The sequence below is a fragment of the Hymenobacter terrigena genome (genome assembly GCF_054776515.1).
This window is the reverse complement of sequence record NZ_BAAHBU010000006.1, coordinates 102,956-114,221: the sequence shown is the minus strand read 5'-3', so window position 1 is coordinate 114,221 and position 11,266 is coordinate 102,956. Positions and strand designations below refer to the sequence as shown.

Annotated in this window: 9 protein-coding genes; 6 read left to right on the top strand and 3 right to left on the bottom strand. The window is 61.4% G+C overall.

The features are described from left to right. Positions 1–324: 324 nt before the first annotated feature. Positions 325–2,448, bottom strand: coding sequence for a T9SS type A sorting domain-containing protein (locus ACYU7Q_RS21485; protein ID WP_460611509.1), 2,124 nt, complete (start codon positions 2,446–2,448; stop codon positions 325–327). A 309-nt stretch (positions 2,449–2,757) separates the two neighbouring features. On the opposite strand from ACYU7Q_RS21485, the gene ACYU7Q_RS21480 reads away from it, so the two are divergent. The 6 genes from ACYU7Q_RS21480 to ACYU7Q_RS21455 all read left to right on the top strand — a co-directional run bounded on the left by ACYU7Q_RS21480 (position 2,758) and on the right by ACYU7Q_RS21455 (position 6,321). Continuing rightward, on the top strand, positions 2,758–3,360 hold the full coding sequence (locus ACYU7Q_RS21480; protein ID WP_460611508.1) for an RNA polymerase sigma factor: 603 nt from the start codon (positions 2,758–2,760) through the stop codon (positions 3,358–3,360). 115 nt (positions 3,361–3,475) lie between these two features. Then, on the top strand, positions 3,476–3,853 hold the full coding sequence (locus ACYU7Q_RS21475) for a hypothetical protein (RefSeq protein WP_460611507.1): 378 nt from the start codon (positions 3,476–3,478) through the stop codon (positions 3,851–3,853). A gap of 106 nt (positions 3,854–3,959) precedes the next feature. Continuing rightward, entirely contained in the window at positions 3,960–4,214 is a 255-nt protein-coding gene (locus ACYU7Q_RS21470; RefSeq protein ID WP_342295971.1) for an autorepressor SdpR family transcription factor, read from the top strand. Positions 4,215–4,243: 29 nt separating this feature from the next. After that, positions 4,244–4,906, top strand: a complete 663-nt coding sequence (locus ACYU7Q_RS21465; protein ID WP_460611506.1) for an SdpI family protein — start codon at positions 4,244–4,246, stop codon at positions 4,904–4,906. A gap of 245 nt (positions 4,907–5,151) precedes the next feature. After that, a complete protein-coding gene (locus tag ACYU7Q_RS21460; RefSeq protein ID WP_460611505.1) occupies positions 5,152–5,556 on the top strand; it encodes a peptidase associated/transthyretin-like domain-containing protein in 405 nt (134 codons plus the stop codon). A gap of 291 nt (positions 5,557–5,847) precedes the next feature. Then, the gene (locus tag ACYU7Q_RS21455; RefSeq protein ID WP_460611504.1) at positions 5,848–6,321 is read left to right on the top strand and encodes a peptidase associated/transthyretin-like domain-containing protein; all 474 of its coding nucleotides are present in this window, start codon (positions 5,848–5,850) and stop codon (positions 6,319–6,321) included. 77 nt (positions 6,322–6,398) lie between these two features. Here the strand turns inward: ACYU7Q_RS21455 and ACYU7Q_RS21450 are convergent, their stop codons facing one another. Together ACYU7Q_RS21450 and ACYU7Q_RS21445 are read right to left on the bottom strand one after the other, a co-directional pair. Further along, complete coding sequence (locus ACYU7Q_RS21450; protein ID WP_460611503.1) at positions 6,399–10,058, bottom strand: ABC transporter permease/M1 family aminopeptidase; 3,660 nt, start codon at positions 10,056–10,058, stop codon at positions 6,399–6,401. A 138-nt stretch (positions 10,059–10,196) separates the two neighbouring features. Further along, positions 10,197–11,099 (bottom strand): ABC transporter ATP-binding protein, encoded by a 903-nt coding sequence (locus ACYU7Q_RS21445; RefSeq protein WP_460611502.1) that lies wholly within the window; start codon positions 11,097–11,099, stop codon positions 10,197–10,199. Positions 11,100–11,266 lie beyond the last annotated feature (167 nt).

The following is an 11,266-nucleotide window of genomic DNA, read 5'->3' as shown; positions in this document are numbered from 1 at the left end:
CGCAGGCCACATAAAGCGGTTTACGTCCCTTATGAACGGCAACATGAAGCAGTTTGCAAGCCACATTCGGCGGTTAGCGGGTTGCATACGACGGTTTCGGCTAACGCGCGTCTGCGACGCGTGCCAACTGGATGCTAACCCTTGATAGGGGTGAATGACGCTTTGCTTCAAAGGGCAATAATTCGGATGCCCGAGTCCAAAGCTCGTAACCAGTCGGCACGCGTCGCAAACGCGCCGGCAACGCTAATGACTCAAACGAAAAAAGCCCTTTCCGGAAACCGGAAAGGGCTTTTTGACATGGAGCGACAACTACTCCAGGAGCGACTATTGCTTCTGGATGCGGCGCACGGCGGTGGCTGAGCCTTGCTGCACTTCGAGCAGGTACACGCCGGGAGCCAGGGCAGCCGGCAGCAACAGCTGGTGGTCGGGGCCGAGGATAGCGGGCGCCACCACCAAGCGGCCGGTCAGGTCGCGCAGGGCCACCGTGGCGGGGGCCACCGAGGGCAGTTCCACCGTGAGGCGGTCGGTGGCTGGGTTCGGGAACACCGACAGGCCGGGCAGGGCCGTAGCCGCCGTGGTGGCCGATACCAGATTGAATAAAGCGGTGCTGGTAGCCGTGCCGCCGGCCGTGGTCACGGCCAGATAGCCGTTTACGCTGCCCGTGCCGGCCGGCAGGGTGAGGCGGATGCTGGTGGCCGACTGGACCGTGAACACTGGCACGTTGAAAGCACCGATGTGCACCGCCGTAGCGCCCATGAAGTTGGTGCCGGTGATGGTGACGATGGTACCCGGCCCGCCCGTGGTGGGCGTGAAGCTTGCAATGGTGGGCGCGGCGGCCGTGACCGTGAAAGCCACGGCCGCCGACGTGCCGCCGCCCGGGGCCGGGCTCATCACCATTACGGCATAGCTGCCGGCCGTGGTGAAGAACGAAGCCGGCACCGTGGCCGTGAGCCGCGTGGCCGACACATAGGTAGTAGCGAGGGCGGTGTTATTGAAACTCACCACCGAGCCGCTCACGAAGCCCGTACCGTTCACGGTGATTAGCAGGTTGCTGCTGCCGGCCACGGCCGTGTTGGGCGCGAGGCTGGCAATGGTGGGTACGGGATTGGGAGCCAGCACCGTGAAGGTGCCGGCGCTGGTGGCCGTGCCGCCGGGCGTGGTCACGGCCACGGTGCCCGAAGTAGCGCCGACTGGCACTTCGAAGGTAATGGTGTTGGCATCGACCACGGTGAAGTTGGTGACGGCCGTGCCGTTGAGCGTCACCACCGAAGCCTCGGTGAAGAACGAGCCGGCGACTGTCACCGTGGCGCCCTCCAGACCGCTGCCGGGGCTGATGCTGGCAATGGCCGGGGCCGGGGCCACCGGCGCGAAGGCAATGCCGCGAAAGGCCGTGTTGGTGGCCGCCCGGGCCGCCGGCGTGGGCAGCGCGGTTTGGGTGGGGGCCACGTTGTAGCCGGTGTTATCGGCCAGAATGTAGAGGCTGGCGGGGCTGCTGGCCACCAGCGAAACGCCGGTGCCGGCGGCATTGGCAGTGCCGTCGATGCCGCTCAGGCCGGTAGACGTGCTACCGGCAATGGTGCCGTTCAGCACCCAGCTGCCGGCCACCAGGCTCCATTTCTGGATGCCATTGCCGGGGCCGGTGCGGCCGTCGGCCACGTACACCACGTCCACACCCGGCACGGTCGGGCTGAGGTCGGCGAAGAAAAAGCCGTTGGGGCTGGAGCCCGCCGTGGCCGCCGGAAAGCCGGGCAACACCGTGACGGCCTGGCCGGCCGTGGTGGGCAGGCCGGAGCCCACCTTGCTGAGGCCGAAGTTGGGACTAGTGTTGGCCGACACGTACAAATCGCCGCCCGCGATGCGGACCCCGCGCAGGCTGGCCGGGCCGGCATCGATGCGGGTGGGGCTAAATGCGCCGAGGGTGGTGTACTGCACCCCGCCGTCGCTGCCCACCACGTAAAAGCTCACGCCATCGGGCGAGGCCACGGCGCGCACGCCGGCCCCGTCGAACGCGCCGCCCAGACCCGTGTTGGTGTCAATGTTGCCGCCGGGCGACACCACCCCCACGACGCGGGCCACGTCGGTAGCCAGCGAAGTAGCCACGGCCGCCGTGCCGGGCACCGCGCCGTAGCCGGCCAGTACCAGATTGCGGCCGTTGCCGGTGCGGGCCAGGCCCAGTTCCGTGGGAGCATTGCCGGCAGCGGTGAGGCTGCGGCCCGTGCTGCTCACCGACGTGGGCAACGGCACCGACTGCACCAGCACGCCGGCGGGGGTGTATTCATCTAGAAATACGGCCGTCGCGGCCGAGTTGGTAATGGACGCCGAGCCGTCGCCCACGCGGGCAATCACAATGTTGCCCGGCGTGAAAGGCGCTGCGGATGCCAATGCCGGCCCCAAACACAGCCACCCGACGAAGCAAGTCAATACTTTCTTAAAGTAGAAATAATTCATGGTAAAAAGTGAAAATGGGGGAAATTGTGAAAGGGTTATTAATCAGTAATATTCTTCTATTCAAAGGTACTGCCCCCCATCCAATAGTTGGGCAGGTACCAGGATTAGCAATAAATAAAATGTGAATTTTAATATATTTTCATAACGGGGCTCGCCTCCAGTCTAATACGCATGTCGTCTGGTGCCGCACCTCACCGTTGCCGACCGGCACAGCCGCTGCGCAGGTGCAGCCGCTGATTGTGTTGCACAAATCGAAAAACCTTAAAGTAATTTCACCGGGCCAGCGTCTGTTTGTTCAGAATGACAACCATGGCACTTTCGCTCCCTACTCCCCTCCTGCCGATGACGGCTTCGCAGCAAGACCGCCAGATTGCCGAAGCCGTGCGCCAACAGCGCCCGCGCCTTCTGCAGTTTATCCGGCGGCGCATTCCCGACGAAGCCGAGGCCGAAGACCTCCTGCAGGATGTCTTCGCCGAGCTTGTGGAAAGCTACCGGCTGCTCAAGCCCGTGGAACAGGCGGCGGCCTGGCTCTTCCGGGTGGCCCGCAACCGCATCACCGACCTCTACCGCCGCAAGCGGCCGGTGAGCCTGGAAGCAGCCTTCGGCGCGGCCGAGGCCTCCGACGACGGCGAGGGCCTGCTGCTGGCCGACCTGCTGCCCGCCCCCGACGACTCGCCCGAAAACCGCCTGCTGCGCGAAACCCTCATGGAAGCGCTCAGCGAGGCTCTGGCCGAATTGCCGGCCGCCCAGCGCGAAGTATTTGTGTGGCACGAGCTGGAAGACAAGACCTTCCGCGAAATGGAAGAAGAAACCGGCGTGCCGCTCAAAACCCTGATTTCGCGCAAGCACTACGCCGTGCTGCACCTGCGCAAGCGCCTGCAAAAACTCTACACCGAATTATTCACCGACTAATTAATTAGTGGTTAGTGCTTAATGGTTAGTGGTTAATTATAAGACGGATGACTGAGTCCGATTAGTTGCCATACATCATTAACCGTTAATCATTAACCGTTAACCACTCCCTATCATGGACCGTAAATTCTGGCTGCTCCGCGGCCTCCGTTTCTTTTTCTTCGCGGCGCTTTTCCTTGCCGTTGCCGGGTTTGGCACGCAAGCCCTCTGGAACTGGCTGATGCCGTCCCTGTTCCGCCTCCCTGCCATCACGCTGGGCCAAACGTATGGCCTGCTCCTGCTGAGCCGCATCCTGTTCGGCGGCTTCCGGGGCGGGCGGCCCGGCGGCTGGGCCCGCAAGCGCCGCGAGTGGAAGCTGCGCATGGCCGGCCGCATGGAGCACCTCAGCCCCGAAGCCCGCGAGAAATTCCGCCAGCAGATGCAAAACCGCTGCGCCGCCTGGGGCCGACGCCCCGAAACGGCAGCCGAAGCCACCGCGCAACAACCGGCCTAGCCGTCGGCCTCACGAAATTATTTTAGCAGCGCGGCCCCTTTTGCGGGGTCGCGCTTTTTTATTCCGATTTTATTTAGACATTTGCCTAATCATTGAATCACCCAGTATGAATGCTCTCTTCAAAGCCCTGAACGACCCCACGCGGCGCGCCATTCTGGAGCGACTGCGGGGCGGGCCGGCCACTGCCGGGGCCATTGCCGAGCAGTTCCAGTTCTCGGCCCCCACCATCAGCCACCACCTCGACCTGCTGCGCCAGGCCGACCTCGTCACCAGCCAGAAACAGGGCCAGTTCGTGGTTTACACCCTCAACATGACGGTGTTTGATGAATTGCTGGGTTGGCTTTACCAGTTCAAATCCTAATTTTTCCACTTCCTTGTTTTGCGGTACTCATGAAAAAGAATCTGCTCCTGTGGCAATTGCTCACGCTCGTGGCCGTGCTGGCCCCGTCGCTGTACCTACTCTACGTGTGGTCACAGCTGCCCGCGCAAGTGCCTACACACTTCGACGGCAGCGGGCAGGCCAACGGCTACACCAGCCGTGACCATTTGTGGCTGCTCACGCTGGGTGCGCCGCTGGGCATGGCCCTCTTTTTCAGCATCCTACCTTACCTGGACCCCAAGCGCCGGCTCGATAGCAGCAGCGTGAACTTCCAGAAACTGCGCCTGGCCATGGTGGCTATGCTGGGCGGGCTGGTCGGCTACAGCCTTTACATGGCCCTGCACCCCGGCACTTCGGGCGGGGGACTGCTGGTGCTGGTGGGGCTGTTTCTGGCCTTTATGGGCAACTACCTTACCACCGTGCAGCCCAATTATTTCGTGGGCATCCGCACGCCCTGGACGTTGGAAAGCCCCACCGTGTGGGCCCGCACGCACCGCGTGGGCGGCATGCTTTTTTGCCTGGCGGGGCTGCTCATTGCCGGCCTGGCGCTGGTGGTGCCCGCCCAGCAGATGCACCTGGTGCTGCCGGGGCTGCTGGTGCTCACGGCGGTGTTTTGCTACGGCTATTCCTACTTCGTTTTTCGGCAGGAAGAGCGGCTGCGCAATATGGCATAACTACTTGGTCAATCATGTCATCATATACGACTGGCTAACCTGAAGGCCTTTATTTACTTATTAACCAAAAGCCTCTGCATTCATAGTGCAGAGGCTTTTTTGTTGATTATGGATTGAAACTCACAACACAAATTGCGCTTATCCCAGAATAAAAGTGAATTAATTATTATAAAAACTTGCAACATGCTATGATTTTATTGTATGTTTGTTTACTCCAATAAATTATGACATTCGTGCAATACGCTATGAAATCCAGCCTCACCTTCCCCGTTGCTGCCATTGTTTTTTTGTTGGCCACCATGCCCAGCCAGGCACAGTATGCCTACACCGCCGCACACACCAAGGAGGCCGAAGCACCCGGTGCCGACCCCGAAGAAGGCGCTAAAACTGCCGCTACTAAGGTTATCCACGGCGTAGTGCAGGGCAAAAAAGGAGTATTGCCGGGGGCCACGGTCTGGCTGCACGGCACCCGCACCATCGTGGTCACCAATTCGGAAGGTGAATTTGAGCTACGCGTGCCCGGTACCGTGAAAGAAATAGAACTGACTTGCGGCTACGGCGGCCTGCACGAAGAAGTGGTGCGCCTGGCGGCCGTGCAGGCATTGGGGTCGGTGTACCTGCTTCGCAATGCAGCCCCTGCCACTAACTAACTACCTCTCATTCGATTCACACGCTTTACTGTTTACCATGCTTTTTTCTGCAACGCACCTTTTGGAGAAGCCCTGGCCTGTGAGGTCAGGGTTTTTCGCTTTTGTGCAATTAGCAAACCGAGCATCTGGCCTGGCCCAACTGAAAAACAAAGTGGCGGAAAGCAATATTTGTTGAATAAACAATACTAAAATGTTAAACAAATCTGCAGCTTTCCCGTTAAGGTGCAACTATAGGGCTGTATTTATCAAAAGCATCCCGCCTTATTTCTCTTTCCACCTCACCCTAATAATATGCGCTTCTCTTACTTTATTGCTGCTTCTCTGCTCACTTTTGTGCTGGGGCTAAATTCGGCTTTTGGCACTCGGACGGTTTACAACAAAGCGGCTATTACCGCTGAGAGGGACACTACGGTGGCTACTGGCTCGGGACCGGAAATGGTGGTGCTGGCTGGCAAAATCACGAACCCTGCGGGTTCCCTTCCCGGTGCGGTGGTCATCCTGACGGGTACCAAGCAAATGGCCGTGACCAACGCCGACGGCGAGTTTGAGTTTGTGGTGCCGGCCAACGCCGGCGCCCTTGATGCGCTGGTGACCTACGCCGGCTACGCCGACGAGAAAATGACCCTCAATGCCGCCGCCACCGAGTCGACGGTGAGCCTGACGAATGCCCGCGTAATTGTGGTATCGCGCAAGCAGCAGCTCAAGCACTACCTCAAAACCGCCCACAAGCAGGTGAAACGCGAGCTGCGCCAGGTGCGGAAGTAAGCGCACACAGGCTTTCCAAAAGCAAAAATCCCCGGCCATGCTGGCCGGGGATTTTTTGTACCCTTTCGTTTCAGGGCCTATAGGTCTTTGGTGTTGTCGTCGAGTTGCCGGTCCATTATCAGGTGATAGGGGTCGACGGCGACGGAGGCGGGCTTTTTACTTACTACGAAGCGCAGTTGGTTGTCGCCGGTGCGCAGGCGGCGCTTCTGGAGCAGCAGCGGCGCCACGGGCTTTTTGTCGGGGCCGGGCTCGGGGAAAATAGCCACGGGCAGGGCGTCACGGGTTTGGTCGGCGGGCTTCTGGGTGCCCAGGCTGTCGGCGTAGAATTTGGCCGACTTAACCGTGAAATCAACCTGGTAGCGGCCATCGGCCAACTTTTTGCTGGTGGCAGCGGTCACGCGGTTGTCGTAAATAGTGATGCGCTCAAGCTGGTCGGTAAGGTAGGACTGCAGCGAATCGGGGGCGGCGCGACGCAGGTAGCCGATGAACTCGGTGGAGTTGGTGTAGGGCGGCTGCTGGTAGGCCACGGCGGCTACGTACCGCTTCAGGGCGGCATTCAGGGTGGCTTCACCCAGGTAATCCTGCAGGCCGTACATCACCACCGAGCCCTTGGCGTAGTGGATGTACTGCTGGTTTTCGACCAGCGCCAGCGGCACTTCCTTTTTCTGCTCAAACGCGCGCCCGGAAAGGTAGCGGTTCATGTCAAACTTGAGGAAGCGCTGCATGGTGGCCGGGCCGTTGTGCGCCCGCAGCACCATCAGGGCCGAATATTCGGCCATGGCTTCGGCCATGAGCGTGCTACCCTGCACGTTGCCGCCGATGACCTGGTGCGCCCACCACTGGTGCCCCACCTCGTGGGCCGTCACGTAGTACGGGTAGTTCAGGTCTTCGGGGTCTTTGTCGTCCACCTTGGCAATGAAGCCGATGGCTTCGGAGAAGGGCACCGTGTTGGCAAAGCTTTGGGCGAAGGACTGGTAGCGCGGAAACTCCAGGATGCGCAGCTGGCGGTGCTGGTAGGGCGAGAAGTTGCGGGAGCAGTAGGCCAGCGCATCCTTCGCGCCTTCGGCCATGCGCTTCAGGTTATACTCGTGGCCCGGCTGGTAGTAGATGGTGATGGGAATGGTGCGGTGCCCGGCGGTGTCAATCCACTGGCTCTTATATTCTTTGTACCGGGCCGAGAGGAAGGTGTAGAAGTTGAGCATAGGCCGGTCCATCACGTAGGTGAAATAGCGGCGGCCGTCTTTCACCCACTCCTTTTGCAGGTAGCCAGGGGCAATGGCGGTCTGGTCGGCCTCGGTGCTAACGGTGGTGCGGAAGCGAATCCAGTCGGCGTCGGCACTGATGTAGGTATTTTGGCGGGCCTTCACGTCGTTTACGTTGGCCATGCGGGGCTTGGGTTTGAGGCCGTAGTTTTTGCGGTCCTGGTCCCCGCTCAGCTCGGCTTCTTCGCGGTAGCCCAGGCCGGGCAGGTAGTTGCTGCTGACGAAGGTGCCGTTGTACACGATGTCGGTGTTCGAGCCCGAGTTGGGGAAGCCACGCTCCTGGTAGCGGATGTCCATGTTCAGGGCCAGCGAATCGCCGGGGGCCAGCGGTTGGGCCAGGCGGTAGAGGCGCACGCCGTAGGTGGTGTCGTTCAGGGCCAGGGTGGCCTGGCCGGTTTGGCCCAGGCTCAGGGCCAGCACGTGGGGGCTTTGCTCCACCGGAATGCTCACAATGACGGTATCGAGGGCGCGGGTGTGCTTATTCACCAGCGTGAACCGGCCCCGGAACCGCACGGCGCGGGTTTCAGGGAATATCTCCGTGTTCAGGTCCACGGCCGTGATGCGGGGCTGGGCCACGTCCTTGAGGCGGCGGTACTGCTTCTCGTAGGCCACCTGCCGCTTTTCGCCTTCTTTGGGCGTCAGGTACTTGTTCAGCACGTTGGTGTTGTAGAAGATGTAGTAGCCCGCGCCCAGGCTGATGAGCAGGCCCAGCGCCAGGGCGGTGCTGCTGCCGGCGCTCCAGCGGCGGCGGGCTTCGCGCAGGCGGCCGGTGGCATCGGTGCCGCGCGTCCAGAGCAGGCTGGCCAGCAGCACCAGCAGCACGGCCACGCCGGCCCACAGCAGCTTGGTCCACCAGAAGGCCGGCAGAAAGTGCCCGTAGCCGTTCATGTCCGAATACGGGCCGGGCGTGCCGCCGCCCCCAAAGCCCAGCAGGCGGTGGCCCAGGCCAATCTGACTGCGGAAAAGGTTGGCCACGTAGTACACCACCATCACCGCGAAGCCCAGGTATTTATTGTTCACCACCACCTGCGTCACTAGGCTCAGCACGCACAGCAGCAGCAGGAACGGCAGCTGGTACAGAAACAGCGCTTGCAGGTAGAGGCCGATTTCGTAGTGGAAATAGCCTCGGAACGTTTGAATGACCAGGCCGCACACCATGATGACGGCCAGCAGCAGCACCTGCACCAGGCCCAGGGCGGCGAGCTTGCTCAGCAGCGGCACCCAGCTGGGCACGGGCACGGCATCGGTAATCTGGGCCACGCCGGCCTCACGCTCGCGCCACACCAGCTCGCCGCTGTAGAAGATGATGATGGCCAGAAAGAATAGAAAAAAGGAGCCGGTAATGGCCTCCAGCATCTCGTAGGTGACGGGGTAAGTGTTGGTATCAAAGGTGCGCCCCACCTGGGCCGACGTGGCCAGCAGCAGGATAACGCCCGCCCCGGCAATGGCCAGAAAATAGCGGCTGCGCACGATACCGCGAAACTCCAGCCGAGTCAGGCTCCACCACTGGCGGCGGCTCATGGCCCCGGAAAATACCTGGGCCACGCGCGGCAGCAGCAGGCCAGCGGGCTGGGCAGCGGGCTGGGCAGCGGGGACCATTTCGGCATCAGCCGTCACGCGGCGGCTCTTCTTATCGGGCTTTTCCGAGGCGAAGGCCGAGAACCGGAACCGGGCGTAGCACAGTGCCAGCAGTCCCAGCCCAAAGGCCAGCCACACGGCCCGGTTCAGCAGCACGTAGCTGGAGAGGGGCAGCAGCAGGGTGTTCTTTTCGGCCGAAGTCCAGTAACGGGTCGTGAATTCGATGGCCGAGATGCCGAAGGCATCCAGCGCGGCCACCAGGTGCTCGTTCTTGAGGTCCTGCAGGTAGGCAGTGGCCACCAGGTACACCACCAGCAGCAGCACCGAGCCGATGTAGGTGCTCAGAATATTGCGCGAGAGCGTGGCCCCGGTGAAGAAAATAGCCCCCGAAAACAGCAGGTTGGGCAGCACCATCACGAGGTGGGGCCACACGTAGGTGCCCGCCGGGGCCACGGCCAGAAACCGGTCGGCCTGCACCCAGGGCATGAGGCCCGCCACCGCCGCCCCCAGTGCAATGCCACTGAACACCAGCACCGCAATCAGGTAAGACCCCAGAAACCGCCCGCCCAGGTAGCCGAACTTGCTGATGGGCGTGGTGTAGAACAGCGAATGGGTGCGGTACTCAAAGTCGCGGTACACGGGGTTGCCCATCAGCGAGGAGGCGATGATGATGCCGAACACGCTCAGAATCGTGGTGATGATGTTGAGCGAGAACGGGGCGTTGATTTTCACCGCCTGGCCGTCGCCACCGAGCGAAACGTGCACGCCCGTGCCAAAGCCGCCGCCGGCCGCCGTCACCAGCAGAAAGGCCATGAGGAACAGCAGCAGGAAGTAAATCCAGGTGGCCGGCCGCTTGAGCCGGTATTTTAGTTCGAAAAGGAGTATTGATAGGAACATAGTCGTCTGTCATCCTGAGCGCAGCGAAGGACCTTATCACATCCGCGCCGCGCGGGTTGGGTAATGCCCGAAAAGGGCGTAATCCTGACGAAAGCAGCCGTGATAAGATGCTTCCTTCGTCAGCATGACAACGGCCTGTTAGGCCATTACCGCCCCGGCCCTTCTCCTTACTTCGTAGTTCTGGATTTCCGAGAAGTAAACGTCCTCCAAATCCGGATTCACTGCCTCAAACCCGCTGTCCGGCGCGGCGTCGGCCAGGACGTGCACCACGGTTTTGCCCGCGAACAGGCGGGAGCTGATGACCTGCTGGCTGGCCTGCAGCGCCGGCAGCTCGGTTTTCTCAATGAGCTTGCGCCAGATGCGGCCTCTCAGGTTGCTCATCACCGACACCGGGTCGCCGGTGAGGAGGACTTCGCCCTTGTTGATGATGGCCATGTAGCGGCACAGGTCGGCCACGTCGCTCACGATGTGGGTGCTGAGAATGACCACCAGGTTTTCGCCAATCTCGGAAAGCAGGTTGTGGAAGCGGTTGCGCTCGGCGGGGTCGAGGCCGGCGGTGGGTTCGTCCACGATGATGAGGCGGGGGTTGCCCAGCAGCGCCTGGGCGATGCCGAAGCGCTGCTTCATGCCGCCCGAGTAGCCGCCCACGTGCTTCTTGCGCACGTCGTAGAGGTTGGTTTGGTGCAGCAGGGCGGCCACCATCTCCTTGCGTTCGCGGCCGTTGGCAATGCCCTTGAGGGTGGCGAAGTGGTCGAGCAGCTCCTCGGCGCTCACGCTGGGGTACACGCCAAACTCCTGCGGCAAATAGCCCAACACGCGGCGCACGGCCTCTTTATCGCGCAGCACGTCAATGTCATCGAGCATAATGGAGCCGGTATCAGCGTCCTGCAAGGTGGCGATGGTGCGCATCAGGCTGGACTTGCCCGCGCCGTTGGGACCGAGCAGGCCGAACATGCCGTTGGGAATGTCGAGGCTGACGTTCTTGAGGGCCTGCGTGCCGTTGGGGTAGGTTTTGGAGAGGTTGGTAATGGTGAGGGCCATGCTTTGTTTTGCAGAAAGTGAAAGAGGTGAGCCGGAAGATACTGTGCGCCACTGAATCGCGGGGGCGGCGGGCAGCATTACAGGGGGTATGCACGGGAGATGCGCGGCGGGTGGCCGGGGTTGCCTGAGGGCGGAGTTAACTGCTTGAATAGAAAAAAGAACGTCAT

Excerpts from the sequence above, each read along its gene's own strand:
- ACYU7Q_RS21485 (WP_460611509.1), bottom strand. The coding sequence starts at position 2,448 with ATGAATTATTTCTACTTTAAGAAAGTATTGACTTGCTTCGTCGGGTGG.
- ACYU7Q_RS21480 (WP_460611508.1), top strand. The coding sequence starts at position 2,758 with ATGGCACTTTCGCTCCCTACTCCCCTCCTGCCGATGACGGCTTCGCAG.
- ACYU7Q_RS21475 (WP_460611507.1), top strand. The coding sequence starts at position 3,476 with ATGGACCGTAAATTCTGGCTGCTCCGCGGCCTCCGTTTCTTTTTCTTC.
- ACYU7Q_RS21470 (WP_342295971.1), top strand. The coding sequence starts at position 3,960 with ATGAATGCTCTCTTCAAAGCCCTGAACGACCCCACGCGGCGCGCCATT.
- ACYU7Q_RS21465 (WP_460611506.1), top strand. The coding sequence starts at position 4,244 with ATGAAAAAGAATCTGCTCCTGTGGCAATTGCTCACGCTCGTGGCCGTG.
- ACYU7Q_RS21460 (WP_460611505.1), top strand. The coding sequence starts at position 5,152 with ATGAAATCCAGCCTCACCTTCCCCGTTGCTGCCATTGTTTTTTTGTTG.
- ACYU7Q_RS21455 (WP_460611504.1), top strand. The coding sequence starts at position 5,848 with ATGCGCTTCTCTTACTTTATTGCTGCTTCTCTGCTCACTTTTGTGCTG.
- ACYU7Q_RS21450 (WP_460611503.1), bottom strand. The coding sequence starts at position 10,058 with ATGTTCCTATCAATACTCCTTTTCGAACTAAAATACCGGCTCAAGCGG.
- ACYU7Q_RS21445 (WP_460611502.1), bottom strand. The coding sequence starts at position 11,099 with ATGGCCCTCACCATTACCAACCTCTCCAAAACCTACCCCAACGGCACG.